This window comes from Moorena sp. SIO4A1, from assembly GCF_010672065.1.
Lineage (GTDB): Bacteria > Cyanobacteriota > Cyanobacteriia > Cyanobacteriales > Coleofasciculaceae > Moorena.
The window spans coordinates 1-18256 of sequence record NZ_JAAHHX010000095.1 but is presented as its reverse complement, the minus strand read 5'-3'; the positions used below and the strand labels follow the sequence as shown (position 1 = coordinate 18256).

Genomic DNA, 18256 nt, shown 5'->3' with positions numbered 1-18256 from the left:
ATTCATTCGAAGATTCAGCAACGCCAACCTTAGGGGTGTTAATCTCAGTAGTCTTAATCTCAGCCATGCTGACTTAAGTGATACTGACTTAAGGGATGCCAAACTCAGTGGGGCTGACTTGAGTGGGGCTGACTTGAGTGGGGCTGACTTGAGTGGGGCTAGCTTGATTTCAGCAAACTTAAGCCATGCTAATCTCAGTAATGCCCAAGTCACAGGAACTCGGTTTGGCAAAAATCCCGGTCTGGTTGAACAGACCAAAGATAACCTGATCAAGCGAGGAGGGATATGGGAACCTAGTATCACGGAAGTGCTTCTGGCTTGGAATGAATTGAATGACCGTGACCGAGATTGGATGATTGCCACAGGGGAGAGTAAAGAAATTCCAGCTGGTCATGTCTTGATTCATGAAGGACAATCGATCAATGCCCTCTACATTGTCCTAGATGGCATCTTAACCGTTTCCGTTGAAGCTTGGAAAAGTCGGGAAATTGCTCGATTATCCAACGGTGAAGTAGTGGGAGAAATGTCTTTTGTGAAAGATCATCCCCCTTCCGCTACAGTTAAAGCTTTAGAAGACTCCATTGTGTGGTCAATTGATCGAGCTAAATTAACCCATAAACTAGAGCAAGACCCTCGTTTTGCAGCTCGTTTTTATCGCTTGCTTGCTGCTGCTATTGCTGATCGAATACACCTGACCACAATTAGCTTACTTTACTTCGAGAAAGAGTATCAAATAGAAGACCCGATGGCGACTAACCTGAAGATTGATGAACTAACAACCTCCAGTCACTATCGGTTCATGGCTACACCCATTAATAAGGACTCAATCAAAACCTATGAAAAAGTTATTTTAGACAAAACTAAGGCAGCTTTACTGATTAATGGGGTGATTGAATCTTGAGCTATCAGCTATCAGCTATCAGCTATCAGCTATCAGCTATCAGCTATCAGTTTATGCGCTACGCGAACAGCTATCAGCTTTTGAATAAAATAAGCTGAAAACTGATTAATGAGGGCTGACGGCTGACCACTGATGGCTGACCACTGATGGCTGACCACTGATGGCTGACCACTGATGGCTGACCACTGATGGCTGACCACTGATGGCTGACCACTGACCGCTGACCGCTGACCGCTGACCACTGATAGCTTAAAATTAATCGTCTTTTTTAATCACTTTAAACTCATCTAGCAATTGCACCCAATTGATGGCATCTCTCTTATCATAAACCCACCCGATCAGATTGATATCTCCTGTTTCCCAAGCAAATTTCCACCAAGCATCTAACTGTTCCTCTGTAACATCTAATCCTATTATTTCATTTTTAAAAGTATCACTGGTAGGCTGACTGGAGTGATGCCCCTGGATAAACTGTTGCCAGTCAGCTACGGTAAACTTAAAATCGTAATCCTGTGCTACCTTAACTACCTCTTCTGGATTTATAGTAGCTATTAGCTGCTGTTTTAAATCTTCTTGTTGAGAAACAGCATGGAAAAATTGATCAACATTTTCTGTATAAATTATAGACATTAGGTATAAAAAATGCGTCACTTAGGGACGCCAATTAATCGACTTTACATCTATTATTATAAATAATTAGTCAGCTGTCAGCCGTCAGCCGTCAGTGGTCAGCCGTCAGCCGTCAGCCGTTGGCCTTGGCCTTTGGGCCACGCTACGCGAATGGCTGAAAACTGATAGCTGATAGCTGATAACTGATAACTGAATGCTTACTATTTTATTTCCAAGAAGATAAAGGTGGTGTCTCTAACAAGGCAGCACTAAGACTGTCGTGAATCTTGGCATTAGTTGCCAGAATCCGCCCAGAATTAATATCAATAGGACTGCGATCATAAGCGGTAACTTTACCACCAGCTTCTTCTAGGATAACGATGCCAGCCGCTACATCCCAAGGAGAAAGCCCTCGTTCCCAATAGCCATCCAATCGTCCAGTAGCAACATCACACAAATCGATGGATGCAGAACCACTACGGCGAACTCCTTGAGTCAGATGAGTCAGGTAACAGAACTCGGCATAGTTGTTATCGGAAGTCTGCCGCCGGTCATAGGCAAATCCAGTGACTAACAAGCTCTTACTCAGGTCAGAGACTTGGGAAACCTGGATTGGCTGACCATTGCAGGTTGCCCCTAAGCCCACAGCTGCACACAATAACTCATCCCGAAAGGGATTATATACTGCTCCCACCTGAGGCTTGCCGTCAATCAACAACCCCACAGAGGTAGCAGCAATGGGGTATTGATGGGCATAATTAGTAGTACCATCGAGGGGGTCAATCGCCCATAGGTATTTACTTTGATTGTCTCCCAGTTGACCCGATTCTTCTGCCAGAATCGAATGGTCTGGCACATCGTTTTTGAGTATATCTAAGACTACTGCTTCAGCTTCTTTATCAGCTGCAGTGACTAAATCTCCAGGACGTCCTTTCTCTTCTATAGTTTTGAGATTGCCCCAGTAAGTTTTCAAAACATCACCAGCAGCAGTGGCAGCTTTAGCGGCAATATCAAGGAAAGTTTGTAGTTGTTCGGAGGTATGTTCTGTCATTGAGCAGATAACCTGTAGTTTATCAATTGAGTCGGTAAGCAGTCAGCGGTTAGCGGTCAGCGGTCAGCGGTCAGCGGTCAGCGGTCAGCGGTCAGCTTATTTTATTCAAAAGTACCTCAGCGTGGCACAGGCTTTGGCCTTGGCCTTTGGCCACGCTACGCGAATGGCCACGCTGTGCGAACGACACTGTGACTGTACCCATAAGCACAGCTGATAGCACCTCAAGTAGCGTGCGCGTAGCGCTTAAGCTGATAACTGATAGCTGATGACTAATAACTAATAACCACTAAGGATTTTGACGGCGAAATTCTGCTGGTGTCAAGCGCAAAGGCTGATCTGGGTTCCAAATCCCATAGCCCATAATTCTGGCGTATTCTTGAGCACGGGCTATTTTAGCATCATATTTGTTATTGGGGACTAGGGGTGAAGCTAAGGCACAGCCCTTAGCTACCAACTGCTCATTGACCAACACACCATCTAGCCATACATAGGCTAACCAGCGGCTATAGCGGTCTTTTTCCTCAACATCAAGCTCTAACATAACCGATTTTTGATCACCAGTTTCACTAGTTTCACTGAGCATCTTCTGTAAACAGGTTTTCGCCTGATCTCCCCAAGGCTTTTGTTTCCAGCTTGGTGCCTCTATACCAATCATCCGGATTCGTGCCATTAATGGTGGATCTTGATTGGAGATCAACACATCCACCGTGTGTCCACTGATCACCCGTTGCACTTGAGCTTCAATCTGGTTGGGGACATTTGTTAATTGGCATCCCCCAAGCAAGAGCAGAAAGCAACTAAGCAGGCTCCCCGCTCTACTGCAGCTCTGCTCGGCTATTGTCCTAATCCTCATCCAGTGGCAGCCCAAACCGAACCTTCCCTTTAGCAAAATATCGACCAAACTGAAGTTCATACACTTCATCTTCATCCTGAGTCTCTACCTCTAGGTCTGACCGGGGATAACTCACACATAATAGAGCATAGCCTTGGTCCCGCAATTGTGGAGATAGTCCCATGGCTTCCGGTTGGTAGACTTTTCCTGCCAATACTCGCACTGCGCAAGTGGTACAAGCTCCATTGCGGCAGGCAAAGGGTAGCTCTACACCCTGCTTTTCTGCGGAATGCAAGATATAGCGGTCAGTTGGCACGTTTACCTTGTGCTTAGCACCAGTTTGGCGATTATGAATCTGAATGGTGTACGATTGAGTCATTGACTTCGTATATAATTTTCTGTATAATAAGAAATCGGGCGATGAATTGAAAAAGATTCAAAGCTCCAACTGAATACTTTACCTGGAGAGGTGGCCGAGTGGTTGAAGGCGCAGCACTGGAAATGCTGTTTAGGGGCAACTTTAACGAGGGTTCGAATCCCTCCCTCTCCGTTCCAATTCAATCAATAATATCAGCATTCAGCGGTCAGCAGTCAGCGGTCAGCAGTCAGCCGTCAGCCGTCAGCCGTTAGCCGTCAGCCGTCAGCCTTGGCCTTTGGCCACGCTACTTGAGGTGCCGTCAGCCGTCAGCCGTCAGCTAAAAGCTCACGCTACTTGAGGTGCCGTCAGCAGACGTAACAGAGATTAAACCAATACTTACCTGGTAAGCTATCAGCTATTAGCTGATATAGCACTACGCGCTACTGTTAGGACATTCCTAAACTCCGAAACTTACTCATAGCTGACTTTTGACTTCTGACTTCTAACTTCTGACGCTAAGCGTAGCGCTATAGCTGATAGCTGATATAGCAGTCGCCAGGGCAGGCGCGGACATGACAAAAGTCTCAAACCTAAGTAAGCGCAAGAGTTTGACTTCTGACTTCTGACTTCTGACTTCTGACTTCTGACTTCTGACTTCTGACTTCTGACTTCTGCTATAGCTGATAGCTGATAGCTGATAACTGATAGCTGACCGAAATACAAACCTGAAAGTCAATTAAGACGGCTATTGCCTATAAAATTATTGAAGATCCCAATTATAGAACATCTAGCTGTAAGCCTTAAATGAAGCAGTTGATTCAAGGTCTGCATCAATTCCAGACCAATTACTTCCAGACCCACCGAGACCTATTTGAGTTACTGTCTCACGGGCAGCATCCCAGGATACTATTCATCACCTGTTCAGATTCTCGAATTGACCCGAGTCTGATTACTCAAACTGAGCCTGGTGAAATGTTCATCATCCGCAATGCCGGGAATATCATACCGCCTTATGGAGCAAGTAATGGCGGTGAACCAGCAGCAGTAGAGTATGCTATTTATGCCTTAGGCATTAATGAAATTGTCGTATGCGGTCACTATCGCTGTGGAGCGATGAAAGGTTTACTGAAAATCGACAAGCTAGAAGAGGACATGCCAGCCGTTTACCAATGGCTCAAGCATGCCGAAGCTACTCGCCGGATTATCAAAGAACACTATCAAGACTATGAAGGTGACGAACTCCTGAATGGGGCGGTGGAGGAAAACGTCCTTAACCAGCTACAAAATTTACGTACTTACCCAGTTATTCAATCTCGACTCAGAAGTGAGGACATTCGGCTTCATGGCTGGGTCTATAAGATAGAAACGGGAGAGGTTCTGGAATATAGTCCACTGCAAAAGCAATTTGTACCACCTCAAACCCAGTTTTCAAGAGGAGCATGGATAACACCTCAGCAGCAAGCAAGAATTTATAAAGGTTCTCCAGAATAAACTCTAAACTAAGTAATAATAAACCAGAAAAAAAGTAGATGCAACCCTGATTAGAGGTGCTATAATCCAATTAGCATCATTTTTACTCTTAGCCTCTGGTAAACTGTTGTCAGTAGTCGTCAACAGTTTACAGCCAAAAGTTAAATCAGCTTCTTAGTTTACAACAACCTATTTGCAACCCTATGTGTAGATGCCCTGATAGTTGATTCCCTTTGGACTAGTTATTGTCCTACCGTCTTGATAACGTTAGTCAACAGAAGATCCGAAACTAGCTCGTTTATAACAGCCTCTATACTGCCGAGATTTCGGTTTAGATATTACTATAGTAGAAGCTATTTCAGGAATAAGATAACCGTACAATTGCCGAATTAGTTGAATAGCCTATTTGGAGACATTGGGCAATTTTACGGTTATTTTGGGAATGGGTAATGGGTTAAGGGGAGTAGGGAGTAGGGAGCAGGGAGTAGGGAGCAGGGAGTAGGGAGTAGGGAGTAGGGAGTCGGGAGTAGGGAGTAGGGAGTCGGGAGTAGAAATATGTCTTAAGCTTTACTTCGACTGCTATATCTTTGGTTCGGTATTAGTCGCGACGGGGAAATTGAAAAGCGGAGGAATAATAGCGAATGGAAGAATTAATGACTCTCAAGGAATTGCTCTACGAAGGCAAAATCCCTGAAGCCCTGGAACTGATTGAAGAATTGGAGGAGATGAGCAAATCGGATAAACTGAATAAACTATTTAGCTATGGAATTATTCTGCTGTTACATCTAATTAAAAAAGCTGCTGAAAAACGGACGACTAAATCTTGGGAAGTATCAATCCGTAATTCTGTTAAACAAATTCAACGTACTAATAAGCGCCACAAGGCTAAAGGAACTTATTTAACCGAAGAGGAATTATTAGAAACTTTAGAAGATGCCTATCAATCCGCACTAGACCGCGCTTCATTAGAAGCATTTGAAGGAAGTTATGAAGCTGAAGAAATTGCTAAAATGGTGGAGCGGGAGGAAATCATAAAAACAGCAATGGATTTGATTTTATAGGGCTGAATGCTTACATAATTTCTTACATAATTTTTGTTCAGAACTTCCCTACTCCCTACTCCCTACTCCCTACTCCCTACTCCCTACTCCCTACTCCCTACTCCCTGTTCCCTACTCCCTATTCCCTTTGCTACAAATATTAGCATTGATTACATCGATAAACTTAACTGAGAGCCAAGGGATGTCTTAGATACTTCAATCCTGGTCTGAAAGGCTTCTTTAAACTGAGGCATATGAGTCACGGTTAAAATACAAGCAAAATCGGATGCGATCGCATTAATTGCTGCAATCAATCGCTCACACCCCTCGGCATCTTGGGTGCCAAACCCCTCATCCACAATCAACATTTGTAAGGATGTGCCTGAGCGTTGGGCCAACAGTTGTGCTAATGCCAGACGAATGGCAAAATTAATCCGAAATGCTTCACCACCGGAATAGGTTTCATAAGGTCTAGTACCAGTGGCATCAGCAATTAATATATCTAAGGTATCAATCAGTTTGGTTTTTTTCTTAGAAGACCGACTCCCTGCCTTTTGGGTAACAATTTGGATGTGTAACTGATTCCCGGTCAGTCTAGCCAAAATTTGATTGCTTTGGGCTTCTAGTTGAGGCAAAATATTCTCTATCATTAGTGCCTGGATGCCATTTTTGCCAAATGCGATCGCTAATTCCTGATGCACCCGATATTGCCGCTGGAGTTGTTGGAGCTTTTCGAGTTGCTGTTGATACTGAGTTTGTAGGGATTCCAGTTGCTGCAACCGTTGTTGGAGACGCCCCTGCTGGGATAGTTGTTTATCCATTTGCTGTCGGCGCTGCTTCATGCCCTGTTCTAAGGCTTGGATGTCCCTAGTGACATCAGGACTTTGTTCCATTTGCTTGACAATGTCCTCAATTTGTGTATTAACCTCCTTGAGATTAGAGCGTCTGCTCTGGAGGGTTTGATTTAGGTTTGCCAAGCGTTGACCGACTTGGGGCTGTTGCTCTTGGGCAGTTTGTAATTCCTGATAAGGCAGTTGCCAAGATTGGGCTTGACGCAACGAGGCTCTTACTTGATTATGAGCATCCAAGTTATAGCCAATCTCAGCAATGTATCGATCTAGCTGATCCAATTGCTGCTTCAACGGGGAATTCGTTTGTAACTGATCCACCGAGGCTTGAAGAGTATCCAGCTTCTCTTGCAGCTGTGGTTTCTGGGCATCAATTTTTTCCTGACGCCGCCGTGCTTCTTCTAGCTTAGCCGAGTGGATTTCAGCCCAGCGCCAGCGGTCAACTTCCCCCCGTGCTAGAGCATGGGTTTGTTCGTCGTAGTTGAGCTGTTGGATTCGGAGGTCGAGTTGCCTTAGTTCTTCCTGTAACTCTACCCCATAACTAGGAATACTAAGGGATTGTTGCAGTTCTTTCTTTTCCTCAGATACTTCATAGAGTCGGTCGTAAACTTCGTCAGTGGCTTCTAGTTGTGCTGCTAGTTGTCCCCGTTGTTCTAGCAACTCTTCATAAGGAGAGAGTTGTTTGGAAATTTGGGAGTATTCATGGCGCAACACCTGAAGTTCTCGTTCACAAACTGTTAGCTGCTCTCGTACTACCCAGAATTGATCTTGAACATCCTTGTGCTCAGCAGTAGTTTTCTGAATCACCCGGTCAGAATGGGCTGCATCTAGAGGCTGCTCGCATAAGGGACAAACTGCGTTCTGAACTTGCAGCAATTCGATTTTTTGGGTCAGTTCCCCCAGTAATTTTTCATAGCGACGTTGGTTTTCGTGGAGGCGTTCTCGAAAGCCTCGACGTTCTAGTCCTTTGTCCTGTAACCGAGACAGGTAGACCCGCTTTTTCTCTAATTCCCCAAGTTCAGCCTCTAACTGAAGTGCGGCCTGTCTCAGCTGAGGTGTTGTTGCTACTTGCTGGGATAACTGTTTTTCAGAAGAGACTAGTTCTTCTAATTTGGCACTGAGTCTGGCTTGAACCCGGTCAAGTTCGCTTTGGATAGACCCACGGCGTTGCAACAAGGGAGAGACTTCTAGTTGCAGATTATCTAGCTGCTTGAGGCGTTCACGAGCTTGGTTAAGTTGTGCCAGGGCTGTAGCCACTTGCCCTGAACGGGAGAGAGTATCTTTAATATCTTGCTCTTGAGTACCCAAGGCTTCGAGTTGAGCTTGGATATCACGGATTTGGAGATTATGTTGATTAATTTCTTGATTGAGCTGCTGTTGAAGTTGTTGTCGTTGCTGTTGCGCTTTCTGATAAGTCTGTAATTTTGCGGCAAGACTTTCTTCAAGTTCTTGTAGCTGGAGGTATTCGGCATAACCAGCAGTAATTTGTTGGTCTTGAGAGAGTAGTTCAGAAAGTTGTTGTTGTTGAGCAACAGCAGTAGCAATGTCTTGTTGTATGCGATCGCAATCTTGAGTAAGATTACGATATTGTGTCCTCACAAAGTTTAGCTGTTGTTCCCAGCTATTCCGCTGATGTCCAACAGCTTGTAGTTGTTTGAGTTGTTGCGCGTCTTGGTCTTGGTCTTGTTGCAGCTGGTGTAAGGCAGTTTCCAGGGTAGCTGTTTCTTTTGCGATCGCATCCCGTTCTCCCAGTTGTTCCTTAATACCCTGCAAACTTTGTTCTAGCTGTTCTACTTGACCTTTCAACTGCTTTGACAAATCCTTTGCCTGGTCTGCCAATTTTTCGTACTGGTCTAGTTTGAGCAAATCTGCCAGAATTTGTTTCCGTTCACTGGGACGCCTGACCATAAACTCATCGGCTCGACCTTGACGCAGGTAAGAGGAGTTGATAAAGGTATCGTAATCTAGCTTCAGATTCGCTATTATTAATAATTGAGTTGCTCGTACTCCTTTCTGGCTTAAAGACTTAAAACCATTTGGTGTTTCCACTTGAAACTCTAGGGAACTCCCCTGTTTTCGGTGGCGAGTCCGAATAATTCGATGGGTTTGTTGATTATTTTGAAAAATAAAGTCTACTCGGACTTCCTTCGCCCCAGTATTGATAACATCGTTTTCCGAAGCAACACGGCTTTGTCCCCAAATTGCCCAGGTAATGGCTTCTAGCAAGGACGATTTCCCGGCTCCATTCTGACCACAAATACAGGCAGTGTGAAGACCGCGAAAGTCTAGAGTTGCGTCGCGGTAGCTGAGGAAGTTTTTTAGAGTTAGTTGGATAGGAATCATCTAGGTTCCACAAGCCTTACACACTTTGATTAGTGTAGCGACGTATATATCAGTTTTCTAGGTCTTGAACACTCATTTTTACAAAAATTAATAATTCCTCAGTAAGCAAAAAGTCTTAGCTAGACCATCAGTGGTCAGCGGTCAGCGGTCAGCGGTCAGTGGTCAGCGGTCAGCGGTCAGTGGTCAGCGGTCAGTGGTCAGCGGTCAGTGGTCAGTGGTCAGTGGTCAGTGGTTAGCCGTCAGCCGTTGGCCAATGGCTGAGAGCTGATAGCTGAGAGCTGATAGCTGAGAGCTGATAGCACCTCAAGTAGCGTGCGCGTAGCGCATATGCTTACGCCATTTCGGTTTTGGAACCATGTTCCATAGTGAACTCGATCAGGCGTACTATTAATTTAAGTAGGATGAATCTAATCGGACATCGAAACTGGGGTAAACATTATGTCAAAAGCTACGGTGCAATATACAACCAAGGATTTAAAGGAACTCGGCTTTTTCGTTGAAGTCCCCGGCAGAACCGACAATGCCAAAAACAGAGCCAAAGCCCTCGAAGAGATTCAACGGCGGATGGAAGACTCAGAAGACACTACCGTCAATGAGGATAGCTTTGCCGATGGCTTGAGTGCTGACGATTTGATTTTAGTTGAGCCACTAGGTACCAGTGATACAGATGGTGAAGAAGCAGAGATTATTCAGTCAGTAAAAGCGATCGCATCTTTAGCAAGTTTAAGGGTCAACTTGGAACAAGCTTACCAACAAGCGGTGGAATTACGGCCAGTGATCGAAGCCTTATTTTCCCCAGACCCCCTGACACCGGAACATATGAAACTGGCAACGGATAGAAATTTTGCCAAAACCTTAACAAAATTTGCTGAAGCTAAAGCCGCTCACGATCAGTATTTGCCCATTGCCAAAGAAGCTTGGGAAATATTAGAACCCGCTTTGCCACCATCTCAGCATAAAGCTAATCCTCTAGGCTCGGAGGTAGTAGAACATACTGAGAGTAATGGCAAAAAGGGTGTGACTGTGAATGAGTCATGAAACCTATGCCTAGAGGCAGGGGCTTCTAAAATTGTTTTCTAAAATTGTTTAGGTGGGGAGGGTTGAATCAGTCCCTATGCCGGATGTAATGGTATTTTTTTACTTTCCCCTCTTCCCTACTTCCCACGTCCAGAATTTTTCCCAAACCTGGCCTCTTGGACGCTACTACCAATGCCCTGAATTACACCACGAACCACTAGACCAATACTTCTACCAAAGACTTGGGTCAACAGATACACCACACCATTACCAATCCAAGTGACAGCCGCTTGCACACGGGGAGAAAGAGCATCCCGTAGCTCATAGGCTAAAGTCACAGCTAGCTGGAAACCTCCCAGCTGTTCTAATTCTCGACGCCGGGGAGCATAGATACTGGTTTGTTTAATGCCAGTGTCAGTTAGGATAAATAAATCATATCGACTCTCGAAAATTGCTTGTGGCTCACCAAATAGTTTATCTTGGCGATATCGCCAGGAGAGATTATTGCGAAATCGAGCAATTTCCCGAGATGACATTAGATTTTTATGATAAAAATTTACCTTAATAATTTCTACATCAGCCAATTGATTTAATAACGGTTGAATCACCCCATTAGCAATTTGGATAATTAAATTGTCCAGGATAAATTCTGACCGTTGAATTGCTTCAGGGGTGTGGGCTGGATAAGAGACATTATCAATGATTAATGAGCTCTCAAATAGTCGATGACCTAATAAATCAATTACTAGAGGAATTTTATCAAGAATTTCTTTTTTGACGATGGGATAGTTACCAAGCAAAATAGTGACAACTTCTAGTTGAGTATTGTCCGTGTACAAGGTATAATACTTTCCGAAGAAATCTGTAACTGATGCTTCCCACAGATCTTTCAGAATCAGCTGTTGCTTCTGAGGTAACTGTTCCAGTGTTACTTGAGACAAGCGCAAATCTTCAACCAGCTCTTCAAAGGTTTGGAAGACTAAACCAAGTAACTCTGCTCTTTTCTCTACTTGGAGAATGTCAATTTCTAGGGGAACACCAGAGAGGTTGGATAAACCAGATTGAAGTTTTACCATTGTCCGGTTCATTGTCCGGTCAAATATCTGCTCAACTAGTGGTGGCTTAGGGCTAAGCTGGGATTGAGCCATTGGCGCAACAGTCAGTGACCTTTCCGGTTTAGGCATTGGGACTAAGGAATTGTCCCGTGACGGTTCCACCAGAATGATGCTAGCAGGTAATAGCTGATCCGCCAGCCAACGGGCTACCAACAGTTCTCGACGGCGTCCAGTCCAAAACAGCCAATCCCAATTGGAAAGACGAGGATTTTGCAGCTGACTATTGACCTGGGCTAAAGCCGCTTCAAATTGTTGGAATCCTGATTTACGCCACTGTTGATACCAGGGAGCAAAACCTGCAGCTTTATAAGATACAGTAGGTAAGTTAGACAGTGTCTGCCAATAGGATTGACCCTCAATAATTTGACCAATGGCTTCAACAATGGTAGAGATCGCTACTCCTTTGGGGCAGTACCCATTTACACCCAATGCTTGAGCTGCTGCTAGTACAGTGGGTTGAGATTCCCTGGTCAGTAGTAAGATTGGCAAGTTAGGGTACTCCTGCTGTAATCGCTGACACAGTGGCAATCCTGATAAGGCTATCCCTTCACTTGAATTAGGGGGATCCAAAGCTAGTTCCAAAATTGCCAAATCCACGGAGTTGGTCGCCTCTAGTGCCGCTAATCTTGATAGGGCTTCTGTACCAGTATCAGCCTCAGCTACAACTAGTAGATCCTCGAAGGCTTGCAAGGCAGTCCTTATACCCAATCGGAATACTGGGTCATCATCAATCAGAAGGATATGAGTTATGCGATCGCTCATCTGGAGATAGCCTATAGGAAATGGCTTATGGCTAAAGCCTGTAAACCAATGAACGCTATGAACAATTAGCCGTTGAAGCTAGCATAACATTACCTTTTGTGGCTTGGGGGCTGAGGAACCGACCCGCTGGAGCAGGAATCCCGAAAAATTGTTAATTGTTAATTGTTAATTGTTAATCGTTAATTTAAAATTATTAATTCTCAATTAACGATTAACGAAATTTGATAATAACTGTTCAGATTAAATCAGTTTAACGCCCAATTCTTGGTCTTTGCTTAGGCTTGTGCTTGTAGCTGTTCCTGTGATTGGGCTAGCTGCTCCTGTAGCTGTTCGTGTGATTGACCTTGTAGCTGCTCCTGTGATTGGTCTAGCTGTTCGTGTGATTGAGCTAGCTGCTCCTGTGATTGGGCTAGCTGTTCGTGTGATTGAGCTAGCTGCTCCTGTGATTGGGCTAGCTCCTGTGATTGAGCTTGTAGCTCCTCCTGTAGCTGCTCCTGTGATTGGGCTTGTGCTTGTGGTTGTAGCTGTTCCTGTGATTGGGCTTGTAGCTGTGCTTTCTCTGGTTTCGGTGCCTTGGGTTTTTTCTCAAATACTTGAATGCCTGGTTGCTCTACCCGAAACCCTTTGTTAATTTTCGCTCCCAGTTTGCCAGTAATAACAGCGACCCACATGGAATACATCTCATTAGCCGTCGTGATTTTTTTCCAAACTTTAGGTTTGACCTTAATCGTAAAAATCGTGCCATCGCAATCAACATTAAATTCCTGCCAGCCGTTTTTAACAGTTTTTACTGTAGGTAACTCGTTGATTTGGATAATTATTTACAAACTGCCAGTAATTATTACCTTTTTTGGATTTTTTAATTGACTGGTTTCATCAGCTTTTTGAATACTCATTATTTCAAGCATGGGCAGCTCCTTTGGTAATCACAGTGATTTGTTTTAGGAATATGGTTAAGACAATAACTACAGCAAATATATCAGCTATAAAAATGCTGATTTAGCCAACTTTTTCCACTAACCGAAACCCCTTGGGTCAAGATGTTATACTGGTCAGGGGGAAGTCAGCAGAAGTCAGTTTGGTAGGCATAAGGAAACAGTGGTTGATCTTTTGTCTAAAGACCACCAATCCAGAGACCTTTTCCAGCCATCCCATGTCAACTGACTGACTTATTTACTCTGTGATTTTGCATTTTCTCATATTTTTATGATTTCAAAAGCGACTGCATCAAAAATGTTAGGTAAGTTTGAGAAAGTCAAAAAAACCTAATGGTTCTGGATTTGACCGATATGCAGTGGTATTCGCATCTTATTTGGAAATGCCTACTGGATATGAGAGTCATTGAATAAGTATTTTTGCTTAGGAATTTTGATAAGTATTCAGCTATCAGCGTGTCGCGTATCAGCGTGTCGCGTATCAGCCATTAGCTTATGGGCTATGGGCACGCTACTTTAGGAATAGCTTTTGAATACAATAAGCTGAGCACTGATATCAAATCCGGTTGAATAACCATACTTCCTGGTGAGGGGAGCAGGGGAGCTTCGGGTGCAGGGGAGCAGGGGGAGAAAGATGTTGTCTGGATATCGTAAGTGTGGGCAATTATCCGGATTTGATATGACCACTGACGGCTGACCACTGACGGCTGACCACTGACGGCTGACGGCTGACGGCTGACGGCTGACCGCTGAATGCTTACGAATTTTTAAATCTTTTCTGCTGAGTAAGGCTTCTAGAATTTAGATGCCTTTGCCATGAACCGATATGCGATCGCGCTCCTCATATCATGTCAGGATAATTACCCTTAATAAAAATCGCTCCCATCTCCCCATCTCCCCATTTCCCCATCTCCCCATCTCCCCATCTCCCCATCTCCCCATCTCCCCATCTCCCCATCTCCCCATCTCCCCATCTCCCCATCTCCCCATCTCCCGACACTTGCCATATCTAAACTCTGATAACTATTGGGGGGATTCCATCAAAGCGGCGCGTCAAAGAGCAGCGCGCCGCCATCCAAAACCTGAATCAGATTGAGCTTAGGGCTTCGAGTTAGCCTACTGCTAAGCATTGCTGCAGATCAGCAATGCTATTAACGTTTTCTAAAATTAACTCGGGACACATCCGTTTAATTAAGCCAGTCAGCACCTTACCTGGTCCGACTTCCACCACTTTCTCAATCCCTTCCACTGGTAGCCTCAGAGAAATTTCTCGCCATCGTACTGAACCAGTAATTTGAGACTGGAGTTGATGTTTTAAGGTAGCTGCCTCGACCGTGGGTACAGGGTCCACATTCGATAATACTGGTACCTGGGCGTCAGCAAAGGGGACAGACAGCAAGAGTTCCTGGAACTGAGCCGCTGCTTCAGCCATTAAGGGAGAATGAAAGGCACCGGACACTTTTAGAGGAACAGCCCGTTTCACTTTAATCTGACTCAGCAAATCCTGAACTGCTGTTGGTTTACCTGAAATTACCACTTGAGCAGGACTGTTATCATTAGCAATAACAACATCCTGTATCTGCTGGATTTTTTCTTCAAGTTCTGGGCGTTTGAAGCCAATCAGAGCAACCATCATGCCATCAGAAGCACTATCCATCAATTTAGCCCGATGTTGGACTAGGCGTAGCCCTGCCTCAAAGTTAAATACTTTGGCAGTGTAGAGGGCAACATATTCTCCCAAGCTGTGACCCGCTACTAGATGGGGTCGTTCCCCTTGTTCCATGAGCAGATCAGCCAGGATACTCTCAACTACGTATAAGGCAGGTTGAGTGTAGAGGGTTTGAGATAACTGATCGGACTCCCCTTGACAAATATCTAGGACAGACCAGCCTAAAATTTCCTCAGCTTGCTTAAACTTAACCTTTGCAGACGGCAGGTCTAATAAGTCCACTCCCATACCTGGTACCTGGGAACCTTGCCCAGGAAACACCCATGCAGTCTTTATCATTTATTTATTATTTATTGGTCCTCAAGAATCAATTATCTGCTATTGCTGTACGATTTGGTGGTCTTATCGGTTTCAATTATGTCATATGCGCTGATTGCTGAGTGCTGACTACTGAGTGTTGATATGAGTAGTATCCCTCTTCTGTCACTTTCCGAATTCAATGATTAACAAATAAGCCAGATTATCCAGAATAAAAAAAAAATGACATTGATTAATTTCACTAATTAGCTGATTCAATCCCACCAATAAATTACTATTAGGTAAAATATCTAACCAGGGAAAAATAATCCATAACATCATGATGGGTTGAATCAGTAAACGAAAATTGTTTAACACATTATCCCATCCACCTTGATGATTCCATTGTTGATGATTACTCACCTGGATATCATCAGTATCTGTCACCTCATTGGCCACTTCTGCCGATTGATTGAAAGATAAAAAAGCTGGATAATTTAAACTAATCATGGTGTACACAAAAAATTATTTACCACCATTTTTCGATATCCTTAAACTTATTAAAACGGTAATCTGTCCATCCTAATTCTTGTTTACACTGACGAAAAGCATACTCTACCCATGTTCTTAATCCATACAAATCTCCCAAGATTTTCTTGAGATTACCTTTCAAATTAGTCATCACAAAAGAAGTTCCATTCTCTGGCATAGTTTTTGGGTCTGTGGTTATTTCCCAGTAAGTTATGGCTCTCCTTTTTCCATAGACTATTTCTCTAATGTATCTAGTTTCTGATTTTTGATTACTAAATGTTCTGGTAAATTTACACCACTTATTCGCTCTAACCCTCTGTGAGGATGGCATCCAGACTCCATGATTACTCCTAATTGCTACTACATAAGCTAGCAGGGCGACAAAGGGGATTGAAAACTAGACAGGGCAAGCTCAATAGCACGTTGACCCTGATTGTAATGGAGAATCCAACGACGATTAATTTGCAAAAGTTCAGACAAATTTTGTTGGCACAATTGCTGTAGGTGGAGCCAATTATGAAGATGTTGACCAATATAAAAAGAGCTATGTCTACGTTGTGAATTTGAGGAAGTTTCCGGTCGTGCTACATATTTTTGAATGCCAATACTCTTAATATTTTGACCGTGAATCATGGCACTAGTATAAGCAATAGCAACGACAACAAGTAGAATATTCACGCTGCTGAGGTTTGAGCTTAGAACCTTCAAGATTATAGCCACCTGCTTTAAAATATCGAAACATCTATTCAATATCAAAACGCTTTTGATAAGCTCGAATAGCTATGTCTAAATCCACCAATTTAGTTAAGATATACCAAGGTTCTTTTGTTTTAAAGCCTTTGTAGTTTCTTGTCTTGATGCAGTCGCTCATGGGGGGGGACCCCCAAGACCGCGCTGCATCGCTTTCCACTTAGCCGCAATATTGAAAGTCCCAAAGCCAGTTTGCTGAGTCACCTGTCGGTCATTGATAAAAAGGTTCATCCCAGGAGTTAAACCCCCTGGGGGGGCGACGATAGCGATTGAAACGATTGATACGTCAAGAGTGTAACGATCTGTGGTAGAAAAAGATAGGTCTTTCATTGTCAATAAGACCTATCTGTTGAAAATGTTACCATTATTATATCAAAACCATCTAAAATTTAAACTAAAGGATCGTAATTCTATTTTAGCAAATATTGTAGTTATTCTACTACAATCAATCAAAAGAGAAAGCCATTGAAAAATTAGCCAATGCTTTACCTCTTGGAATAAAGTTTGAAAGTAGAATAAAAAGACTACAGCGCTTTTTCTCTTTGCCAACTTTAAATTTTGAAAATATTTGGTTTCCTATTCTATCTAATTTACTAGAAACATATTTTGTTCGCGTAGCGTCGGCGAACGCCGAAAAAAATGACCTAGTTTATATAGCAATTGATCGGACAAATTGGGGTAAAATAAACCTTTTAGTAACTAGCCTGATTTGGGACAAAAGAGCTTTTCCAGTTTACTTTACTTTGATGCCAAAATTAGGCAGTAGTAATTTTAAGGAACAAACAACTCATATATCAAAAATAATGCCGATTTTTAAAGATTATAGAATCTGCCTATTGGGAGATAGAGAATTTTGTTCTGTCAGGCTGGCAAACTGGTTGTCACAAAAGGATGCAGACTTTTGTCTACGTCTTAAAAAAAATGAATTTATTGAAATTGAAAAAAAAATTTGGACAGATTTAGATTCTTTAGAATTAGTCCCAGGAACTTCGTTGTTTTTTAAAGGAATCAAAGTTACGAAAACTAAGGGATTACCCCGTTTTAATTTGGCCGCAAAATGGAAAAAAAAGATTTCAGGATTTGCCCCAAAAGAACCCTGGTTTCTTCTCACAAATTTAAAGTCGTTAGACTTGGCAATTGCTGCTTATAAAAAACGGTTTAATATTGAGCAAATGTTTAGAGATTTTAAAACAGGTGGCTATAACTTAGAAGACACTAATGTCTCAGATAATCGGTTGATTTCCTTAATTTTATTGATAACAATAGCTTATACTTCTGCTACTCTTCACGTAAGCATTCAGCCGTCAGCCGTGAGCTAAAAGCTCACGCTACTTGAGGTGCCGTCAGCTTATTTTATTCAAAAGCACCTCAAGTAGCACCATCTGTAGCGCATAAGCTGATAGCTGATAGCTGATAGCTGATAGCTGATAGCTGATAGCTGATAGCTGATAGCTGATAGCTGATAGCTGATAGCTGATAGCTGATAGCTGATAGCTGAATGCTTACCTCTTCACGGACAAAAAATTAAACGTAAAGGAATTCAGAACTGAGGGGGTGACGAAATGAGCTAAAACGCAGATTCTATAAGCGACCTAGCCCTTCGCGTTGATAATACTTTCGTTTATTAGGATTTAATTTCATTAATTCGGTTACTAATTTTAGACAAACATCCTTAAAATTCATCCAGGTTTGACCATACAAACCAACGTAAAAACTGCTATGCCTCCG

18 protein-coding genes, 1 tRNA gene and 2 pseudogenes are annotated in these 18256 nt (G+C 43.2%); 8 read left to right on the top strand and 13 right to left on the bottom strand.

Annotation, left to right across the window (positions count from 1 at the left end; all coding sequences use genetic code 11):
- On the top strand, positions 1 to 901 hold a 901-nt coding region (locus F6K53_RS32525; RefSeq protein ID WP_293083529.1), incomplete at its 5' end, for a pentapeptide repeat-containing protein.
- Between the two features lie 32 nt (positions 902 to 933).
- Here the strand turns inward: F6K53_RS32525 and F6K53_RS32520 are convergent.
- From F6K53_RS32520 to F6K53_RS32500, 5 genes are all read right to left on the bottom strand, one after another.
- Positions 934 to 1143 carry a hypothetical protein gene (locus tag F6K53_RS32520; RefSeq protein WP_293083526.1) on the bottom strand — a complete coding sequence of 70 codons (210 nt, stop codon included), beginning with the start codon at positions 1141 to 1143 and terminating at the stop codon, positions 934 to 936.
- A gap of 13 nt (positions 1144 to 1156) precedes the next feature.
- Entirely contained in the window at positions 1157 to 1531 is a 375-nt protein-coding gene (locus F6K53_RS32515) for a Nif11-like leader peptide family natural product precursor (RefSeq protein WP_293083524.1), read from the bottom strand.
- Between the two features lie 205 nt (positions 1532 to 1736).
- Positions 1737 to 2561 carry an inositol monophosphatase family protein gene (locus tag F6K53_RS32510; protein ID WP_293019906.1) on the bottom strand — a complete coding sequence of 275 codons (825 nt, stop codon included), beginning with the start codon at positions 2559 to 2561 and terminating at the stop codon, positions 1737 to 1739.
- A 286-nt stretch (positions 2562 to 2847) separates the two neighbouring features.
- Positions 2848 to 3414 (bottom strand): thermonuclease family protein, encoded by a 567-nt coding sequence (locus F6K53_RS32505; protein WP_293070474.1) that lies wholly within the window; start codon positions 3412 to 3414, stop codon positions 2848 to 2850.
- Positions 3404 to 3772, bottom strand: a complete 369-nt coding sequence (locus F6K53_RS32500) for a 2Fe-2S iron-sulfur cluster-binding protein (RefSeq protein ID WP_075905329.1) — start codon at positions 3770 to 3772, stop codon at positions 3404 to 3406. The genes F6K53_RS32505 and F6K53_RS32500 overlap by 11 nt, the downstream gene beginning before the upstream one ends.
- Positions 3773 to 3856: 84 nt before the next feature.
- Here F6K53_RS32500 and F6K53_RS32495 point away from each other — a divergent pair.
- Positions 3857 to 3943: transfer RNA gene (locus F6K53_RS32495), tRNA-Ser, on the top strand.
- A gap of 279 nt (positions 3944 to 4222) precedes the next feature.
- Here F6K53_RS32495 and F6K53_RS32490 read toward each other — a convergent pair.
- Positions 4223 to 4474, bottom strand: coding sequence for a hypothetical protein (locus F6K53_RS32490; RefSeq protein ID WP_293070476.1), 252 nt, complete (start codon positions 4472 to 4474; stop codon positions 4223 to 4225).
- A gap of 81 nt (positions 4475 to 4555) precedes the next feature.
- Between F6K53_RS32490 and F6K53_RS32485 the strand changes: the two genes are divergently transcribed.
- The 3 genes from F6K53_RS32485 (at position 4556) to F6K53_RS32475 (ending at position 6453) form a co-directional block, all read left to right on the top strand.
- Positions 4556 to 5242 (top strand): carbonic anhydrase, encoded by a 687-nt coding sequence (locus F6K53_RS32485; protein ID WP_293083521.1) that lies wholly within the window; start codon positions 4556 to 4558, stop codon positions 5240 to 5242.
- Between the two features lie 620 nt (positions 5243 to 5862).
- Positions 5863 to 6282, top strand: coding sequence for a DUF29 family protein (locus tag F6K53_RS32480; protein ID WP_293019914.1), 420 nt, complete (start codon positions 5863 to 5865; stop codon positions 6280 to 6282).
- 33 nt (positions 6283 to 6315) lie between these two features.
- Positions 6316 to 6453 carry a hypothetical protein gene (locus F6K53_RS32475; protein ID WP_293019916.1) on the top strand — a complete coding sequence of 46 codons (138 nt, stop codon included), beginning with the start codon at positions 6316 to 6318 and terminating at the stop codon, positions 6451 to 6453.
- Here F6K53_RS32475 and sbcC read toward each other — a convergent pair.
- Positions 6432 to 9452 carry an exonuclease subunit SbcC gene (sbcC, locus tag F6K53_RS32470; protein WP_293070479.1) on the bottom strand — a complete coding sequence of 1007 codons (3021 nt, stop codon included), beginning with the start codon at positions 9450 to 9452 and terminating at the stop codon, positions 6432 to 6434. The genes F6K53_RS32475 and sbcC overlap by 22 nt on opposite strands.
- 130 nt (positions 9453 to 9582) lie before the next feature.
- Here sbcC and F6K53_RS32465 point away from each other — a divergent pair, with 130 nt between their 5' ends.
- Together F6K53_RS32465 and F6K53_RS32460 are read left to right on the top strand one after the other, a co-directional pair.
- On the top strand, positions 9583 to 9720 hold the full coding sequence (locus tag F6K53_RS32465; protein WP_293070481.1) for a hypothetical protein: 138 nt from the start codon (positions 9583 to 9585) through the stop codon (positions 9718 to 9720).
- Between the two features lie 170 nt (positions 9721 to 9890).
- Entirely contained in the window at positions 9891 to 10490 is a 600-nt protein-coding gene (locus F6K53_RS32460) for a hypothetical protein (RefSeq protein ID WP_293083519.1), read from the top strand.
- 116 nt (positions 10491 to 10606) lie between these two features.
- Here F6K53_RS32460 and F6K53_RS32455 read toward each other — a convergent pair whose 3' ends face one another.
- The 6 genes and pseudogenes from F6K53_RS32455 to F6K53_RS32430 form a co-directional block, all read right to left on the bottom strand.
- Positions 10607 to 12346, bottom strand: coding sequence for a DUF3685 domain-containing protein (locus tag F6K53_RS32455; RefSeq protein WP_293070485.1), 1740 nt, complete (start codon positions 12344 to 12346; stop codon positions 10607 to 10609).
- Positions 12347 to 12621: 275 nt separating this feature from the next.
- The gene (locus F6K53_RS32450; protein WP_293030577.1) at positions 12622 to 13017 is read right to left on the bottom strand and encodes a hypothetical protein; all 396 of its coding nucleotides are present in this window, start codon (positions 13015 to 13017) and stop codon (positions 12622 to 12624) included.
- 1375 nt (positions 13018 to 14392) lie between these two features.
- Positions 14393 to 15289 carry an ACP S-malonyltransferase gene (gene fabD / locus F6K53_RS32445; RefSeq protein ID WP_293030521.1) on the bottom strand — a complete coding sequence of 299 codons (897 nt, stop codon included), beginning with the start codon at positions 15287 to 15289 and terminating at the stop codon, positions 14393 to 14395.
- Positions 15290 to 15433: 144 nt separating this feature from the next.
- A pseudogene (locus F6K53_RS32440) lies at positions 15434 to 16151 on the bottom strand (transposase); the annotation flags it as partial.
- On the bottom strand, positions 16148 to 16456 hold the full coding sequence (locus tag F6K53_RS32435) for a hypothetical protein (protein WP_293030518.1): 309 nt from the start codon (positions 16454 to 16456) through the stop codon (positions 16148 to 16150). The pseudogene F6K53_RS32440 and the gene F6K53_RS32435, both read right to left, overlap by 4 nt.
- A 64-nt stretch (positions 16457 to 16520) precedes the next feature.
- Positions 16521 to 16649 carry a hypothetical protein gene (locus tag F6K53_RS32430; protein ID WP_293030515.1) on the bottom strand — a complete coding sequence of 43 codons (129 nt, stop codon included), beginning with the start codon at positions 16647 to 16649 and terminating at the stop codon, positions 16521 to 16523.
- Positions 16650 to 16883: 234 nt separating this feature from the next.
- Between F6K53_RS32430 and F6K53_RS32425 the strand changes: the two are divergent.
- A pseudogene (locus tag F6K53_RS32425) lies at positions 16884 to 17811 on the top strand (IS4 family transposase); the annotation flags it as partial.
- Positions 17812 to 18256 lie beyond the last annotated feature (445 nt).